Below are 16904 nucleotides of genomic sequence, written 5' to 3'. Positions count from 1 at the left end.
GATGAGCTCCCTGGAATCCGTCATCGTGATCATTCCGACGTACAACGAGCGGGAGAACCTGCCCCCGATCGTCTCGCGGGTCAGGGCGGCGGTCCCCGCCGCGCACGTCCTGGTCGTCGACGACGGCAGCCCCGACGGCACCGGAGAGCTCGCCGACGGGCTGGCCCGGGCCGACGACCGCGTCCACGTGCTGCACCGCACCGCCAAGGACGGGCTGGGCGCCGCCTATCTCGCCGGTTTCGCCTGGGCGCTGGAGCGCGGCCACGACGTCGTGGTCGAGATGGACGCCGACGGCTCCCACCAGCCCGAGCAGTTGCCCTCGCTGCTGGCGGCGCTGGCGGACGCGGACCTGGTGATCGGCGCCCGCTGGATCCCCGGCGGCCGGGTGGAGAACTGGCCGCGGCGCCGCGAGGTGCTCTCCCGCGGCGCGAACGTCTACGCCCGGCTGCTGCTGGGCATCCCGCTGCACGACGCCACCGGCGGATACCGCGCCTTCCGCCGCGAGACCCTGCAGAAGATCGGCCTCGAGGGCGTGGAGTCCCGCGGCTACTGCTTCCAGGTCGACCTGGCGCTGCGCACGCTGCGGGCGGGCCTGCGGGTGCGCGAGGTGCCCATCACCTTCGTGGAGCGGGTCCACGGCTCCAGCAAGATGAGCCAGGACGTGATCCTCGAGTCGATGGTCAAGATCGCCCGCTGGGGCGTCCGCGACCGGCTGCGCGCTCTGCGCGGCTGACCTCAGGCCAGGGTCACCGCGAGCCGCTCGGGGCGGCGGATGGAGGCGGCCTCCAGCCAGGTGACGGGCTCGCCGGTCAGGCGGACGCCCGGGTGGCCGGCGGCCAGTTCGACCAGCACGGTGTGCAGGATCGCGATCGCCAGGTGCTTGCCCAGGCACACGTGGGGCCCCGCGCCGAACGCCAGGTTCCCGTCGGCGTCGGGCCGGCCGAGGTCGACGGTCCGCGGGTCGGGGAAGCGGGCGGCGTCGAGGTTCCCCGCGTCCCTGGCCGCCAGGACGAGCGATCCGGCGGGCATGGCCACGCCGCCCAGCACGGTGTCCCGGGTGGTGCGGCGGGCCAGTCCGTCGTCGCTGCCCACGGGGCGGGTGCGCAGGAGCTCGTGCACGGCGGTGTCGGCCAGCCCGGGGTCGGCGACGAGGCGCTCCCACTGGTCGAGGTGGGTGAGCAGGTAGTGGCACATGCTCCCGATGAGCCCGGCGGTGGTCTCCCAGCCCGCGACGATCACGGCCATGGCCGCCATCACCGCCTCCCGGTCGTTGACCCGCCGGCCGTGCTCGGTGTGCGCGTAGCGCGAGAGGACGTCGGGGCCGGGCTCGGTGCCCCTGCGCCGTTCCATGGCCTCGGCGAGGTAGGCGCACATCTCCGCGACGGCCAGTTCCCCCTGCCGCGGGTCGGCCAGGTCGAGGAACCGGTCGCCCCAGCCGGCGAACAGGTGCCGGTCCTCCTCCGGCACGCCCAGGGTCTCGCCCAGGACCGTCAGCGCCAGGGGCAGCGCGAACTCGCCGACGAGGTCGACCGGGCGGCCGCGGGCCGCCAGGTCCGCCAGCCGGCCGGCGACCTCGGCGCGGATGCCGGGGAGGCGCTCGCGGACGGCGCGGACGGTGAAGGCGGCGACCGCGGGGCAGCGGACGCGCCGGTGGTCGGCCCCCGACATGCCCAGCAGCGTGCCCTGGATGAGGGGCAGGCCGGGCAGGTTCTCATCCACCAGCCGGAAGGTCGCCTCGTCCTCGAGCACCTTCCTGAGCAGCGCGTAGTCGGTGACCATGAAGGCCTCCACGTCCGCCTGCGCCAGGTGGACGCGGTGGACGCCGGGACCGAGCAGGTCGTAGAGCGGGTGCAGGTCCGCGCCCGCCTTGCCCTGGTCAAAGGGGTATGACAGCGGACGAGACAGGACTTCTTTCGACATCACGCCACAAACCTTTCCTAAGAGCGACTGATCCACTACATAGTGCAATCAACGCTTTGTCCGCACCATCGAGATGGCGAGGTTCCCGGGCGGGAGAAAGGTGACTATGGCGAAAAGGTAAGGCCCCGCGCCGCTTCCCCGGCGGCGCGAGGCCCTGGTATGGCCGCTCGCTACTTCACGGCGCCCGCGGTCAGACCGGCCTGGATCTGGCGCTGGAAGATCACGTAGACGATGGCGACGGGGATGATGGCCATGCTGAGGGCCGCCATCAGGCCCGGCCAGTCGGCCTCGTAGCCGGCGCTGGTGCTGATGTTGGTGATGCCCTGGGTGAGGACCCATTTGTCCTCGTCGGCGGGCATGAGCACCAGGGGCAGCAGGTACTGGTTCCACTGGCCGATCACGTTGAAGATCGTGATGGAGACCAGGCCCGGCTTCGCCATCGGCAGCATGATCTGGAAGAACGTGCGGGCGTGCCCGCAGCCGTCGATGAACGCCGCCTCGGCCACCGAGGTGGGCAGCGTCTTGAAGAACGCCGACAGGAAGAAGACGGTGAACGGCAGCGAGTAGGCGACGTACACCAGGATCAGGCCGTGGTAGGTGTTGAGCATCCCGAGGTTCTGGACCACCTTGAACAGCGGGACCAGGGCCAGGAAGACCGGGAAGGTCATGCCCGACACGAACATCAGGTAGACCAGCCGGTTGCCGCGGAAGGTGTACCTGGCCAGCACGTAGGCGGCCATGGAGCCCAGCAGCATCGTCAGGAACGTGCTCACCGCGACCACCAGGACGGTGTTGAGCAGGTAGCGCCCGACGTTGGCCTTGTCCCAGGCGCGCACCCAGGCGTCCAGGTGCCAGTTCTGCGGCAGCGTCCAGGCGTCGCCGAAGATCTCGTCGTTGGTCTTGAACGCCGCGACGAACGTCCACACCAGCGGCACGATCACCAGCAGCGCCCAGATGACCAGTGCCGCGTGCGACAGGCCGGTCAGCACGCCGGATGCCGCGGAGCGGCCGGAGCGGGCGGAGGCGCGGGACGGGCGCGCCGCCGTGGTCTTTCCTGCGGTCTCGGTCGTCATCGTCGCCGTCCCTAGAACTCGATGCGCTCACGGCGGGTGACCCGCAGGGTGAGCGCCGCGAAGGTGATCGTCATGAAGAACAGCACCACGCCCATCGCCGAGGCGAAGCCGTACTCGGAGTAGGTGAAGGCGTTCCGGTAGATCTCCAGCGCCACGACGGTGGTGGAGTTGTCCGGACCGCCGCGGTCCACCGAGAGCACCTGGACGATCGCGAACATGTCGAACGCGATGATGCCCAGGTAGACCCAGCCGACCTGCAGGGTGTCCCACAGCAGCGGCAGGGTGACGCGGAAGAAGACCGTGAACCGGCCCGCGCCGTCCAGGGCCGCGGCCTCGAAGAGCTCCCGGGGGATGGAGGCCATGCCGGCCGAGAAGAGCACCACGTAGAACCCGACGCTCTGCCAGACCACCACCGCGATGATCGACCACAGGGCGATGTCCGGGTCGTTCAGCCACTGCACGGGGGCGACGCCGACCCGGTCCAGCAGTCCGTTGATCATGCCGCTGGAGGTCGGCCGGTAGACCGACTGGAACAGCACGCCGACGATCGCGACGGCCAGGACCTGCGGCAGGAAGAAGACGACCTTGTAGAAGGCCGACCCCCTGACCCCGCCGGGCCCCCCGCTCTTGGCCTTCCCGCCGACGTTCAGCAGGAAGGCGAAGAACAGCGCGATGGCGACGGTGGCCAGCGGCAGGACGATCAGGATCCACAGGTGGTGCCAGAGCGCCGACTTGAAGGCGTCGTTCTCGAAGAGCCCTTTGAAGTTCTCCAGGCCGATGTAGTTCGGCGCCTTCAACCCCCTCCAGTCGGTCAGCGCGATCTGGAACGCCTGTATATAGGGTCCGATCACGAAGACCGCGTAGAGGAGGACGGGCGCTGCGAGGAACCCGATGACGAACGGGTACTCGCCGCGGCCGCGCCGCCTTCGCGGCGGCCGGCCCTTGCGGGCCGGCGCCTTCTGCACGGGCCCGGGCCCTTTGTCGATCTTGATGGTGTCGCCCTGCCGCATGGCCAGGTGCCTCCGGTGTCGCTGGAGAGGGATCAGACGGTGCGCTTCTGGATGTCGGCGCCCGCGTCCTTCTTGGCCTTGTCCGCGGCCTTCTGCATCTCGTCGCAGAACTTCTGGGCGTCGATGCGGCCGAACATCAGGTTGTTGGTCTGGCGGCGCAGCTCGGTCTCGAGCGCCTTGTACCAGTTCTCGAAGAGGCTGTTGGTGACGATGTTGTCACCGGCGGCCTTCTGCGCGGCGGCCACGGAGGTCAGGCCCGGGGACATGGACAGGCCCTCGGTGGCGTCCTTGACGATGGTCAGCGAGCCGGACTTCTCGGTGAAGCCCTTCGCGCCCTCCTTGGAGAGCATGAGGCGGAAGTACTCCAGGCCGCCCTGCGGGTTGGTGCCCTTGGCCGAGACGAAGTAGAACTCGCCCGCCGCGACGCGCAGCGCCTCGTAGGGCATCTTGTCGGCGGCGGTGACCGAGGGGGTGGGGGCGATGGCGTACTTGAAGGACGCCGGGGTGGACTTGGCCTGCTCGTTCTCCAGCCAGGAGCCGGAGGGGTAGAAGGCGATCTTGCCCTTGTTCTGCTCGGTCTGGACCTCGGTGTGGATGAGGCCCTCGAAGGACTTGTCGGAGTACTTGGTGTTGATCTCCGCCCAGGCCGCGGCCGCCTGCTTGACGGCGTCGTTCTGCCAGGCGCCGTCCTCGAGGTTGTCGATGTCGATCAGCACCTGGTTGCCGCCGATCTTCCCGGCGGAGATGAGGATCATCCAGTAGGCGTAGTAGGAGGCGTTCTTGCCCGCGTAGGCGAAGGGGGTGATGCCCTTGGCCTTGATCTGCTCGGCGAGGGTCTTGAACTCCTCGAAGGTCTTCGGCGGGGTCCAGTTGTTGGCGGCGAACAGCTCCGAGTCGTACCAGAGGCCGTAGGTGGAGGACACGTACGGCAGCAGGAGGGGCTTGCCGAGGACCTCGCCGGTGGCGGGGGCGGAGGTCAGGACGGTCTCGCGGACCTTCTTCTTCGGGTCGTCCAGCGAGGGGGCGTCCCACAGGGCGGTGAGGTCCTGCAGGTGGCCGGCCTCGGCGAGCGCGCCGGTGTCCATGAGGTCGGATCCGGCGTTGGCCACGACGTCGGGGATCTCGCTCCCGCTGGAGAAGCGGGGCTGCAGCGTCTTGTTGATCTCGACGATGCCCTCGTGGTTCATCTTCGCGCTCGGGAAGACCTTCACGTACATCGGCTCGTGCACCTGGGTGGCGTAGTCGTCGCCCAGGCCGCCCTTGAAGATCACGACGCTGAGCGGCTTGGAGCCGTCGACGCCGAAGGGGTTCTTGGCGTCCTCGCCGCTGACGTCGTTCTCCTTGGTCTCGCCGTCGCCACCGCCGGTGGCGCAGGCGCTGAGCAGGGACAGGCCGGGGACGGCGGCGGCGGCCAGGCCGAGGCGCTTGAGGATGTCGCGCCGGTCCATGCCTGCGGTCTCCCGCGGGTCCTGCTGGGCCATGTGAGCACTCCTTGGAATCAGGTGTTTTCTTCGTGGGGGGTCGGTGCCTCGGCCGGTCCGGTGTGGCGGACCGCTCCGGCCGCTCAGGGCGGCACCGTGGAGCCGAAGAGCTCTTCGCGGGTGAGTTCGAGGCCGTGTTCGACGGCCCCGGTGAGGACGGGGTTGCCCTCGATGACCGACAGCCGCAGCGGCGGCCGCGGGATCGTCATGCGGTGGAGCTCGTGTTCGACGAGCTCGCGCAGGGGTTCGCCGCCCGCGAGGAGGATGTCTCCGGTGAGGACGACGAGTTCGGGGTCCAGGACCGCGGTGACCGCGGCGAGGCCGGTGGCGACGCGGATCGCGATGTCGCGCAGCGCGTCCTGCCCGGCGGGTTCGGCGGCCTTGGCCGCGGCGGCGCGGACGGCCGCGGCGGTGTAGGCGCCGCGGAAGCCGTGGGAGCGCAGGAGCGTGCGGACCGCGGCGCCGCCCGCCAGCGCCTGCAGCCCGTGGTTGGCGGAGCGGACGGTGTCGCGGGCGGTGGCCTGGCCGGGCACGGGCAGGTAGCCGACCTCGCCCGCCCCGCCGCCGGCGCCCCGGTGCAGCCGGCCGCCGAGCACCAGCGCCATGCCGATGCCCGAGCCGCCCCACATCACCACGAAGTTCTCATAGCCCTGGGCGGCGCCGTGCGCGGCCTCGGCGAGCGCGGCGAGGTTGACGTCGTTCTCGATCTCGATGCGGGTGCCGACCCTGGCCTCGACGTCGCCGACCAGGTCGGTGAAGTGCCAGCCGGGCAGGTGCCGCGAGTAGTTCAGCCGCCCGGTCGCCGGGTCCACCGCGCCCTGGACGCCGACCACGATCCGCGACAGCTCGGCCGAGACGATCCCGGCGGCGCTGCACGCCCCGGCGACCGCGCTGCAGATCTCCTCCGCGGCCTTGACCCCGGCCCGGGAGGGGGCGGGCAGCCGGTACTCCCCGGCGATCCCGCCCGCCAGGTCGGCCACCACCGTCTGGATGCGGTTGGGGGTGACGTCGAGCCCGCAGACGAACGCCGCGCGGGGGTTGATGGCGTACTCCTCGGCGGTCCGGCCGAGGCTGCCGCCGCGGCGGCCGTGCAGGATCACCAGGCCCGCCTCGCGCAGCCGGGTGAGCAGCTGGGAGGCGGTGGGCTTGGACAGGCCGATGAGGTCGCCGAGCTCGGGCCGGGTCAGCGGGCCGTGCTCCAGCAGGGCGCGCAGGGCGGCGCGGTCGTTGATGGCGCGCAGCAGCTGGGGGGTGCCCGGGATGTGCTCCGCCACCGACCCACCTTCCTTCCGTCGGACCATCAATTGTTAGGAAACTGTCCTAATGAACCGGTAAGTTAGAGAGTGCGACAGGTCACGTCAACCCCCCACCGGCCCCGCCGACGAGTTCGCAACCATTCCGTGATCGACAGCCGCTCCCCCGCCCGTGAGGTACCACCGAAAACCCCACCCCACCTGCGAAGATCTTGTAACGCTCCACCCCCTGGAACGGCCGGAGAACACCGAGGGCCCCGCTCGCGGCAGCGAACGGGGCCCTCGGTGAGACGGCGACCGTCTCAGTATGTGGAATTATTTCGGGTAGGTTTCCTTACTCGGCGACGGGCGCCGACGGCTGGAGCCCGGGGATGAGCCCCTCCCGGAACGCGTCGACGAAGAGCCTGTGGTCCTCGCGCACCACGGCGGCGTAGCCGTGCCCGAACGCGACCATGGCCGCGACGAAGTCCGCCTCGTCGTGCCCGATCACCGCGTCGATGGCCTCCTCCACCTGGAACGGCACCAGCGTGTGGTCGGAGTCGCCGTCGGAGACGCAGTGGATCTTCGCAGTGGCCCGGCCCAGGTCGGCCAGGAGGTCGATCATCTCGTCCGGCTCGGTCAGGCCCGACCAGTCCAGGTCCGCCTCGTACGGCGAGAGCTCCTGCACCACGAAGCCGGTTCCGCCGATCTCGGTGTGGCCCAGCCACGGGTCGGCGTTGGCCTGCAGCGCCCGCCGGGAGACCGCGGTGCGGTGCCCGTGGTGGCGGAAGTAGGCGGCGATCCGCGGGTCGTCGACGACCCGGGACGGCGCGGCGGTGTTGCCCTGCTTGACCGAGAGGATGACGTCGTTCTCCAGCGCCTGGCTGTGGCCCTCGACCAGGATGTTGTAGGCGGTCAGGCCGGCCGAGCCGATGCCGAACCCGGACGCGCCCACCACGTCCTTGATCCGGTAGGAGAGGCTGCCGGCGAAGCGCTTGTCCTGCGGGATGGTCTCCAGGTACCGCTCGTAGGCGGCCTCGACCTCGGCGCGCTCGGCGTCGTCGAGCTCGCGGATGCCGGGCCCGCGCCGCATCCGCCGCTGGTGGGCGTCGACGACGGTCAGCTTCGACAGCAGCTCCACCCGGGTGGAGGACAGCGCCTCGATCAGCACGTCGCGCACGTGCCCGGAGGCGGTGTCCAGGGTCAGCGCCCAGGAGTCGTCCTCGGCGCGCGCGTAGCCGCGCACCCGCTCGACGTAGGCGCGCACGTAGGACTCGATCATGCGGGTGATGTCGGCGTCGGAGATCGCCTTGGTCCAGGCCATCAGCGCCACGCTGGCCACCAGCCGCTTGACGTCCCAGGTGAAGTGCCCGACGTAGGCCTCGTCGAAGTCGTTGACGTCGAAGACGAACACCCCGTCGTCGCTCATGTAGGTGCCGAAGTTCTGCGCGTGCAGGTCGCCCTGGATCCAGACCCGGCCGGTGCGCCCGTCGGCCCAGGGGTCGGCGTCGTGGACGACGTCGGCGTAGAAGATCGGCGCGCTGCCCCGGTAGAAGGCGAAGGGGTCGGAGGCCATCTTGCGGAAGCGGCGCCGGAACTCGGCGGGGCTGCGCTCCATCAGCGGGGCGAACGCCTCCACCAGCACGTCCACCAGCTGGGCCTGGCGCTCCCGGGGGTCCTTGGCCTGGAGGGAGGCGACGAGATCGGTCATGAAGTGGGGTTCCTTTCAGGTTTGCTCCTGATCATCCCGCTTCGAGCTGGCCACCGGGCGAAGAACCGCCGCTCAGGAGGCGTCGAGATAGCGGGCGTCCACCGCCTCGATCTTGGCCCGCAGCGCGCCCTGCGGATCGCGGCTGAAGGAGCACAGCGCGACCATCGCGGTGATCAGCACGTCGCACAGCTCCGCGGCCACGTCCTCCCGGGTGTGGGTGACGCCCTTGCGGGGGTTCTGCCCGACCATCCCGATGTACGCCTGGGTGACCTCGCCGACCTCCTCGGAGAGCTTCATCAGGCGCAGCGCCCGCTCGTGGTCGGAGGTGCCGTTGACCTCGTCGAGATGGGCCGAGAACCGCCGGACGCTGGGCCAGGGATCGAAGTCCGTCATGGGGCAGCACCCTAGCGCCGGACGCGGTCACCGGGACGCGCGTAAGCAGGCGCTTTCAGAGTCTGCTATCTATGAGACCCCAGTATCACCCCCCATATTGCCCCGGAGGGCGAGCAGATGATCGAGTGGTCCGAAGAAGAGATCATGATTCGCGACGCGGTGCGCGACTGGATCACCAAGGAGGTGCGCCCGCACCTGGACGAGCTGGACTCCGGGGAGCTTTCTCCGTACGGGATCATCCGGAATCTGTACAAGACGTTCGGCATGGCCGACATGGCCGCCGCGCAGTTCGACAAGAACATCGCCCGGGAGAAGGCCGGTGAGGCTCCCCCGCCGAAGAAGGAGGGCAAGGGCGACTCCAGCGCGGCGATGTCGATGCTGCCGATCATCGAGCTGTGCAAGGTGGCGCCCGGACTGGTGACCGCGATGGGCGTGTCGCTCGGCCTGGCCGCCGGCACCATCATGAAGCGCGGCACGACCGAGCAGAAGGAGCGCTGGGGCCGCGACCTGCTGACCTTCGACAAGGTCGGCGCCTGGGCCATCACCGAGCCCGACTCCGGCTCCGACGCCTTCGGCGGCATGAAGGCCACCGCCAAGCCCGACGGCGACGGCTGGATCCTCAACGGCAACAAGACCTTCATCACCAACGGCCCCCAGGCCGACACGATCGTCTTCTACGCCAAGCTCGACGACGGCCGCCCGGTGCGCGAGCGCGAGATCCTGTGCTTCGTGCTCGACAGCGGCATGCCGGGCCTGGGGCAGAGCAAGCCGCTGCGCAAGATGGGCTGCCACTCCTCCCCCACCGGCGAGCTGTTCCTGCAGGACGTGCGCGTCGGCCCCGACCGCCTGCTGTCGGGCGGCGGCAGCGGCAAGGAGTCGGCCAAGCAGAACTTCACCGCCGAGCGCTCGGGCGTGGCGGCGATGGCCCTCGGCGTCATCGAGGAGTGCCTGCGCCTGTCGGTCGACTACGCCAAGTCCCGCATGGCCTGGGGCAAGCCGATCGCCGACTACCAGCTCATCCAGCTCAAGCTCGCCAAGATGGAGGTCGCCCGCCTCAACGTGCAGAACCTGGTGTTCCGCTACGTCGAGATGCAGAAGACCGGCCGCTCCATGACCCTGGCCGAGGCCAGCGCCATGAAGCTGTACTCCGCCCAGGCCGCCGCCGAGGTCTCCATGGAGGCCGTCCAGCTCTTCGGCGGCAACGGCTACATGTCGGAGTTCCGCGTCGAGCAGCTCGCCCGCGACGCGAAGGTCTTCCAGATCTACGCGGGAACGGACGAGCTCCAGATCACCCACATCGCCCGGGACCTGCTCAACCGCTGACGCACGACCAGCGGGCGGCCCCGTCCTTCGGGGCTGCCCGCCTCCGCGTCCTCCTGCGAGACCCCTCCCCGCCACGGACTTCCCTGGAAAGCCCCGATGCCGACGACGGTCCAGCGCTGTCGCCATCCGGCCATCTCCCGCATGCCCTTCATGCCTTGACCCGCGGCGCGGCGCTCCTCAATCTGAGATTCCCAGACGACCCGCTCCCTTGCCCAGGCTCTCCCCGCCCACCCGACAGGGGCGGGCAGAGCCGCCTCCCCGAGACGGGCACGGCCGTCTCCCCGGATGCGCTTCGGCGTGCCCTGAACGGAACAACGAGGAGCCATGTCCCGCATCTCCCGCACCGCGGTCACCACGGCCGCGGCTTTCGCCGCGGTCGCCTTCGCCCCGTCCCCCGCCTCAGCCTGGACGGGAGGAGCGTTCTCCGCGAGCGTGACCTCTCCCGTAAATATTCAGATGGGGATCCAGCCTCCCGTCACTTGCCCTTCTTCCAGCCTCAGCGGCACCATCACCGCCTCCGGTGCGCTGAGCATCACCACAGCGACCTTCAGCGGCTGCACCCTCTCCAACGGCGCCCCTGTCCCGATCACCGCACAAGGCCTTCCCTGGAGCGGATCCCTCAACAGCACCGCCGCTCTTGCCGGCGTCAAGCTCTCCATCACCTTCCCCACCACCAGCGGCCCCCTCCCCTGCTCCTACACCAGCAACCTCAGCGGCACCGCCGGCGGCAGCACCCCCCCGATACCGGTGCCCGTTTCCGGCACTCTCGGCAAGACCGGGGGCAGCTTCCTCTGCCCGACCTCTCTCCCCATCACCGCCACCTACCTCTTCACGGGCCCCGGCCTGTGACTCGAAGTCCTCGTCGGCGACGACAAGGACATGGGGGCCTTCGGAGACGCGTTGCTCCCGTCAGTCCTCAGTGGCGACGATGTGCGTGGTGACGATGGCGGGGCGGACGGTGTCTGCATCAGGCAGGCGGGCGGACGCATCCGGCCAGCGCCGAGCGCATCGGGGAGAGTGCTGATCGTCGGAGTTCTCGCCCTCGTGGCGGGTGTCGCCGGGCCTGCGCGAACGGCGTCTGCGGGTCCGGCGAGCGTTCAGTTCCACGACCATGTGCTGTACCAGTTCCATGACTCGGACGAAGAAATGTTATTTCCTCTGGTGGCTCGTCAACGAGAAGAACGGCATGTGCCTGACCCGCAACGCCTCCGGCGACCTCGCCGCCTACGAAATCTGTGGCGGCCACCGCGAAGAGAGGCAGCTGCTGAGGCCGCTATGGCGATTCCCCCTCGACCGCTACCAATTCTCTCTCGGAGACACCCAGGACGTCCTGGCGCCCCTCTCCCTTTCCGGCCCCTTCTCACTTCTCACCTACGTCAACGAGGAGTCCGAACGCACGCACTGGACCGTCTACGCCGCCACCTGACCGGACCAGGACCCGCATTCGAGACCGGCTGCGGTCTGACCGCGTCCTGACCGCCCCGTGCCGCGGAGAGCGGCGGGCGGGCCGGTTTCGCTGGACACGGATCAAGTTGATCTGAATACTCACGTCTATGGACGGACTGCCCGCATTTCCCGTACGGGCTTCCGACGCGCAGCGCGATCGGGTCATCGAGGAGCTCCGCGACCGGGTCGTGGAGGGCCGGATGTCGCCGGTCACCTACGAGCAGCGCGTGGAGCAGGCGCTGCGCGCGCGCAGCGAGGCCGAGCTGCAGGACCTGCTGCGGGACCTGCCGCCGCGGGGACGGCTGATCCAGCGGGTGGCGGGGGCCGTCGCGTCGTTGTCGTCGGCGACGGCGCGCATCGAGTCGGCGTGGCGCACGCCGCGGCTGCCGCGGTTCCTGCTGCCGCCGAGCCAGCAGAGGCGGGTGCTGGTGGGGCGGGCGCCCGGCTGCCAGTTCGTGCTCACCGACCTGACGGTCTCGCGGTTCCACGCCGAGATCCGGGCGGAGGAGCACGGGTGGACGATCAGCGATCTGGGCTCGATGAACGGCACCAAGGTCAACGGCTGGCGGCTGACCGGCCCGGCCGTCCTGCGGCCGGGCGACCAGGTCGCCTTCGGCGACTGCACGTTCGTGGCGGCGGCCCCCTGAGCGCTCCTCACCACGGTTCGGATCCGTTGGAGCGGTTCCCCCGGAGTGCTCCCGAACCGCAGGACCCGCCTTCTCCAGAGAGCTTCCCCCTCCTCGTCGCGGACGGACGGGCCTGAGAAGAGGGCCTGTTCGTCCGCGACCGGAGCCCCCGCGGGGGCTCCGGCGTCTCCGCCCGGCGTGCCGGTTCACCCGGCCGGGCTGCGGTCGTCCGTGTGCGGTGTCAGGCGGGCGGCATCACCGTGCTCGCGGTCGTGTACTGGACGTTGGTGTTGCTGTCGAAGTACGGCGAGTAGTTGCTGCCGTCGCTGATGTCGAGCGAGCTGGTCAGACCGAGGATCTTCTTGGAGCCGGTGCCCCAGTCGAGGATCCAGCCGCTGCCGCTGGCTCCCTGGTTGAGCCAGCAGCCGGGCACCGCGATGCCGACATGGTCCCACTGCGGCTGGGCGTTCTCGGTCGTGGCCTGGCAGGACACCTGGAACTGGCCGTTGGAGACGTTCTGGGGATACGCCTGAGTGACGATCGTTCTCGGCGTGTTCACGCCCTGGTTCCACACGAAGGTGGCGCCGTTGCCCGTGTGGGCTTCGAGGGTGGACCCGTTCAGCTTCTCCACCACCACGCTGCCCACGTCCCTGGCCGTGTCGCTCCACGTGCTCCATCTCTGCGCGACCTTCATGTAGTACCACACGAACGCGTTCTCGAGGCCGCCACTCCCGTAGCCGGGAACGAAGACGATGTCCTCGTACCAGGCGCCGTTGGCGGTTCCGTTCTCCCCTCCGGCCTTGAGGCAGTGGGCCGCGGTCATGACCAGGCTCTCGGAGGGGGCGTCGACCACGGTGCCCGAACAGGTCTCGTCTTCGCCGCTCTCCGGGTTGAAGTAGAAGAGCTTGCCCGCGATCGGGGAATCGGGGAGCTGGATGTTCCCGCCCGGCGGATCGGCGGCGTCTTCCTGACTCCGCAGGGTCCTGGTGACAGTGCCCGAAGCGTTCCTGGTCAAGACCGGAACGCGGGCGTTCCGCCGGCGTTCCGGGGTCCAGTAGTCGAGGATCCGCTGACGGTCGGCGGCGTTCGTGTTCCGGGTGACGGACGCTGTGAGGGCGTCTTCGGACCGCGGAGCGGCCTGCGCCGCCGAGGTGCCGGCGGTGGCGGCCAGCGCGGCGCAGGCGAGCAGCGCGACGACCGATCTACGTACGTGGAGCATGGGGTGGTCCTCCTGTTCGAAGACGTCCCGGAGGACGGACGTCGAGATCCATGAGAGGCCATGCGCATTCCCCAGACCAGAAATCAACGATCACAAATACAAAACGATCTCGACAATCGGATCACGGGCGGCCGAAGCCGAAATTCCGGCACCCGCTCGCATCCGCCGAGAAAAGCCTTCCCCATCCGACCGGACAGCGGATTGTTTCGCCATTTCCAGATCCGGCGACGCTTTTGAAGACCCGGCATTCGCGGTGGGGGCGGCGGCCCGGATAAAAGCCGTGCCGCTGCGATCCCGCCTTTCACAGGCGGATTCCCTGCTGCGGGGGCCGTTTTCGCCGAAGATATGGGCCCTTTAATTTTAAGATCTTTTGTATTCGGCGTCCACGGCCCCCTGCGACCGCTGTAGGCCACCTCGAAAACCGCTCCCCGGACATCGCCGCCCCTCCCCTAGAGCTGGGGCGGGCGGCCCTCGTAGGGGGTGCTGAGCACGATCGTGGTGCGGGTGTTGACGTTGGCGGCCGAGCGGATCTGCTGGAGCAGCTCCTCCAGGGCGCCCGGGGAGGCGACCCGTACCTTGAGGATGTAGTTCTCGTCGCCGGCCACCGAGTGGCAGGCCTCGATGGCCTCGATGTGGGCGAGGCGCTCGGGGGCGTCGTCGGGGGCGGCGGGGTCGATGGGTTTGATCGAGATGAACGCGGTCAGGGGCAGCCCGATCTGCTCGGCGTCCAGCTGCGCGCTGAACCCCTTGATCGCGCCGCGCTTCTCCAGCCGCCGTACGCGCTGGTGCACGGCGGACACCGAAAGGCCGGTCTCCTTCGCCAGGTCGGTGAAGCTCATGCGGCCGTCGCGGGCGAGCAGGAGCAGGATCTGGCGGTCTGTGTCCTCCACGGGAGAAACCTACCGTGGTCGCCCGGTTCGCATCGAACCGGTGACCGGACCGCAACTCGCCCGCACCATCAGCTCGGTCGCCAGCACCACGGGACGGCCCGGCGCGCGGGCCGCGCCGCCGGCCGAGGCGCGCAGCAGCAGTTCGCAGGCGCGGTAGCCCAGGTCGCGCGCCGGATGGGCCACGGCGGTCAGCGGCGGGTCGCACAGCTCCGACCAGGGCACGTCCTCGACGATGGCGATGGAGACGTCGGCGGGGACGCGCAGGGTGAGCTCGCGGGCGGCCAGCACGGCGGCCTCGCCGAGCCGGTGCCCGCCGGCGACGACGGCGGTGAGGTCGGGGCGGCGCTGGAAGAGGCTCGCGGCGGCGGCGAAGGCGCTGTCCGCGGTCGGCCTGGCGCGGGCGAAGAGGTCCTCCTCCACGGCCAGCCCGAGGGCGGCCAGGGTGGCGCGGAAGGCCTCCTCGCGCACGGCGGGCCCGTCCGCGCCCCGCCCGCCCAGGAAGGCGACGCGCCGGTGGCCCAGGCCCGCCAGGTACTCCACGACCGAGCGCACTCCCCCCGCCTCGTCGGCCAGCACGCAGGGCGCCGAGGGCAGGCCGGGCACCGTCCGCCCGGCGAAGACCACGGCCGGGCCGAGCCGGGTGAGCGCCTCCCAGGGCCGCGGGTCGCGCCGCACCGGTACCGCGATGACGCCCTCGACCCGCTGCTCGGCCAGCCGCTCGAGCAGTTCGGCCTCCACGTCGGGGTCCTCGCCGGTGGCGTCGAGCACGACGTGGCAGCCCTGGGCGCGGGCGCAGGCCAGGACCCCGGCGGCGAGCTCCGCGCTGAACGGGTCGGTGATGTCGGGGACGAGCAGGCCTATGGCGCCGGTGCGCCGGGTCTTCAGGCCGCGCCCCAGCGCGCTGGGGCGGTACTCCAGCGTCTCGGCCGCGGCCAGGACGCGCCGCCGGGTGGCCTCGCTGACCGGCCCGGAGCCCGACATCACCCGGGAGACCGTCGCGATCCCCACGCCCGCGGCCGCCGCCACGTCCTTGATCGTCGCCCCGCCCATCGGCCCTCCTCCCGGTCTCGGGACATCCTGTCATGGCCGGGCCGCAATGGAAACGTTTCCACTTCCAGTCGGCCCGCCCCCCGCCTCGGGAAACCGCCTTCCGGGACTGGACAAGCCGCCCCACCAGCCTGCACAGTAGGGGCAGAACGGACGGTGACGGCACCCCCATGCCCCTCCCGTCCCCGCACCCCCCGGAGTGGAAACGTTTCCACTCCCCGCTGAGAGGAAGACGATGGCCGAGATCGTCCTGGAAGGCATCGACAAGGTCTACGCGGGCGGCGTCAAGGCCGTCGACGGCCTGAACCTGCGCATCGCCGACGGCGAGTTCATGGTGCTGGTCGGACCGTCCGGCTGCGGCAAGTCCACCGCGCTGCGCATGATCGCCGGCCTGGAGGACATCTCCGACGGCAAGCTGCACATCGGCGACCGGGTCGTCAACGACCTGGCGCCCAAGGACCGCGACATCGCGATGGTCTTCCAGAACTACGCGCTGTACCCGCACATGACCGTCGAGCAGAACCTCGCCTTCGGCCTGAAGCTGCGCGGCACCTCCAAGGACGAGATCAAGAAGCGGGTCGGCGAGGCCGCCAGGATGCTCGGCCTGGAGCCCTACCTCAAGCGCAAGCCCGCCGCGCTGTCGGGCGGCCAGCGCCAGCGCGTGGCGATGGGCCGCGCGATCGTGCGCGAGCCGCAGGCGTTCCTCATGGACGAGCCGCTGTCCAACCTCGACGCCAAGCTGCGCGTGTCGATGCGCGCCTCCCTCAGCCAGCTGCACGACCGCCTGGGCGTCACCACCATCTACGTCACCCACGACCAGATCGAGGCGATGACGCTGGGCGACCGGGTCGCGGTGCTGCGCGACGGCAAGCTCCAGCAGGTCGACACCCCGCAGCGGCTGTTCGACAGCCCGGTGAACCTGTTCGTCGCCGGGTTCATCGGCTCCCCGTCGATGAACTTCGCCAACGCCCGGCTGACCGGCGAGGCGTCCGCGGCGTTCGTGGAGTTCGCGGGCCTGAGCCTGCCCGTCCCGGCCGACGTGTTCGAGGCCAAGCCGGACCTCGCCGGCTACCTGGGCCGCGACCTCATCGTCGGCATCCGCCCCTCGGACTTCGAGGACACCGAGCACGCCAAGCCCGAGTGGACCCGCATCACCGTCAAGGCCGGCGTGACCGAGGAGCTCGGCTCCGAGATCAACGTGATCTTCCCGATCGACGCGCCGCCCGTGGTGCACAAGGACACCGCGGACCTGGCCAGCGACGCCACCGACGGCGAGGGCGACGACACCGCCCTGCCGCTGCTGGAGGACAAGGAGCTGTGGACCGCCCGGGTCAACGCCCGCTCCCGCGTCCGCCCCGGCCAGGAGCTGGAGCTGGGCATCGACACCCACCGCCTGCACTTCTTCGACGCCGGCACCGGCCTGGCCGTCGGCCACCCCGACGCCGCCGAGACCGCCCGCCGCCTCGGCGTGGCCGAGCCCGTCGCCAAGGCCTGACCCGCGGCCGTGACGGCCCCCGCCCGCGGGCGGGGGCC

The 16904-nt window shown here is 70.3% G+C and carries 17 protein-coding genes; 6 read left to right on the top strand and 11 right to left on the bottom strand.

The annotated features are described in order from the left end of the window. Window position 1: 1 nt before the first annotated feature. A complete protein-coding gene (locus tag ABD140_RS33145; protein WP_344245645.1) occupies window positions 2-733 on the top strand; it encodes a polyprenol monophosphomannose synthase in 732 nt (243 codons plus the stop codon). A gap of 2 nt (window positions 734-735) precedes the next feature. On the opposite strand, the gene ABD140_RS33140 is transcribed toward ABD140_RS33145, so the two are convergent. From ABD140_RS33140 to ABD140_RS33110, 7 genes are all read right to left on the bottom strand, one after another. Further along, entirely contained in the window at window positions 736-1920 is a 1185-nt protein-coding gene (locus tag ABD140_RS33140) for a cytochrome P450 (protein ID WP_344245643.1), read from the bottom strand. Window positions 1921-2090: 170 nt separating this feature from the next. Then, complete coding sequence (locus ABD140_RS33135) at window positions 2091-2993, bottom strand: carbohydrate ABC transporter permease (RefSeq protein WP_344245641.1); 903 nt, start codon at window positions 2991-2993, stop codon at window positions 2091-2093. A gap of 11 nt (window positions 2994-3004) precedes the next feature. Then, complete coding sequence (locus ABD140_RS33130) at window positions 3005-4003, bottom strand: carbohydrate ABC transporter permease (RefSeq protein WP_344245639.1); 999 nt, start codon at window positions 4001-4003, stop codon at window positions 3005-3007. A gap of 32 nt (window positions 4004-4035) precedes the next feature. Beyond that, window positions 4036-5484 (bottom strand): N-acetylglucosamine/diacetylchitobiose ABC transporter substrate-binding protein, encoded by a 1449-nt coding sequence (ngcE, locus tag ABD140_RS33125; RefSeq protein WP_344245637.1) that lies wholly within the window; start codon window positions 5482-5484, stop codon window positions 4036-4038. A gap of 83 nt (window positions 5485-5567) precedes the next feature. After that, window positions 5568-6758: an ROK family transcriptional regulator gene (locus ABD140_RS33120; RefSeq protein ID WP_344245635.1), complete on the bottom strand. Its 1191-nt coding sequence runs from the start codon at window positions 6756-6758 to the stop codon at window positions 5568-5570. A 313-nt stretch (window positions 6759-7071) separates the two neighbouring features. Continuing rightward, window positions 7072-8427: a DUF2252 domain-containing protein gene (locus ABD140_RS33115; protein ID WP_344245633.1), complete on the bottom strand. Its 1356-nt coding sequence runs from the start codon at window positions 8425-8427 to the stop codon at window positions 7072-7074. Window positions 8428-8499: 72 nt separating this feature from the next. Beyond that, on the bottom strand, window positions 8500-8820 hold the full coding sequence (locus tag ABD140_RS33110) for a MazG-like family protein (RefSeq protein ID WP_344245631.1): 321 nt from the start codon (window positions 8818-8820) through the stop codon (window positions 8500-8502). Between the two features lie 144 nt (window positions 8821-8964). Here ABD140_RS33110 and ABD140_RS33105 point away from each other — a divergent pair, with 144 nt between their 5' ends. Both ABD140_RS33105 and ABD140_RS33100 read left to right on the top strand, forming a co-directional pair. Beyond that, the gene (locus ABD140_RS33105; RefSeq protein ID WP_425544175.1) at window positions 8965-10143 is read left to right on the top strand and encodes an acyl-CoA dehydrogenase family protein; all 1179 of its coding nucleotides are present in this window, start codon (window positions 8965-8967) and stop codon (window positions 10141-10143) included. Between the two features lie 324 nt (window positions 10144-10467). Beyond that, complete coding sequence (locus tag ABD140_RS33100) at window positions 10468-10992, top strand: hypothetical protein (RefSeq protein WP_344245627.1); 525 nt, start codon at window positions 10468-10470, stop codon at window positions 10990-10992. A gap of 60 nt (window positions 10993-11052) precedes the next feature. Here the strand turns inward: ABD140_RS33100 and ABD140_RS33095 are convergent, their stop codons facing one another. Beyond that, on the bottom strand, window positions 11053-11274 hold the full coding sequence (locus ABD140_RS33095) for a hypothetical protein (RefSeq protein ID WP_344245625.1): 222 nt from the start codon (window positions 11272-11274) through the stop codon (window positions 11053-11055). Between ABD140_RS33095 and ABD140_RS33090 the strand changes: the two genes are divergently transcribed. Further along, the gene (locus tag ABD140_RS33090) at window positions 11273-11569 is read left to right on the top strand and encodes a hypothetical protein (protein ID WP_344245623.1); all 297 of its coding nucleotides are present in this window, start codon (window positions 11273-11275) and stop codon (window positions 11567-11569) included. The two genes, ABD140_RS33095 and ABD140_RS33090, sit on opposite strands and share 2 nt — an antisense overlap. A 127-nt stretch (window positions 11570-11696) precedes the next feature. After that, window positions 11697-12236 carry an FHA domain-containing protein gene (locus ABD140_RS33085; RefSeq protein ID WP_344245621.1) on the top strand — a complete coding sequence of 180 codons (540 nt, stop codon included), beginning with the start codon at window positions 11697-11699 and terminating at the stop codon, window positions 12234-12236. 220 nt (window positions 12237-12456) lie between these two features. Here ABD140_RS33085 and ABD140_RS33080 read toward each other — a convergent pair whose 3' ends face one another. The 3 genes from ABD140_RS33080 to ABD140_RS33070 form a co-directional block, all read right to left on the bottom strand. After that, entirely contained in the window at window positions 12457-13434 is a 978-nt protein-coding gene (locus ABD140_RS33080) for a trypsin-like serine peptidase (RefSeq protein ID WP_344245619.1), read from the bottom strand. A gap of 449 nt (window positions 13435-13883) precedes the next feature. Further along, on the bottom strand, window positions 13884-14324 hold the full coding sequence (locus ABD140_RS33075; RefSeq protein ID WP_344245617.1) for an Lrp/AsnC family transcriptional regulator: 441 nt from the start codon (window positions 14322-14324) through the stop codon (window positions 13884-13886). 9 nt (window positions 14325-14333) lie between these two features. Beyond that, window positions 14334-15374 (bottom strand): LacI family DNA-binding transcriptional regulator, encoded by a 1041-nt coding sequence (locus ABD140_RS33070; protein ID WP_344245615.1) that lies wholly within the window; start codon window positions 15372-15374, stop codon window positions 14334-14336. Between the two features lie 232 nt (window positions 15375-15606). On the opposite strand from ABD140_RS33070, the gene ABD140_RS33065 reads away from it, so the two are divergent. Beyond that, window positions 15607-16866 carry an ABC transporter ATP-binding protein gene (locus tag ABD140_RS33065; protein WP_344245613.1) on the top strand — a complete coding sequence of 420 codons (1260 nt, stop codon included), beginning with the start codon at window positions 15607-15609 and terminating at the stop codon, window positions 16864-16866. Window positions 16867-16904 lie beyond the last annotated feature (38 nt).

Origin of the sequence: Actinocorallia libanotica (assembly GCF_039525175.1) — a bacterium.
Lineage (GTDB): Bacteria > Actinomycetota > Actinomycetes > Streptosporangiales > Streptosporangiaceae > Actinocorallia > Actinocorallia libanotica.
This window is presented reverse-complemented; position numbering and strand designations above follow the sequence as displayed.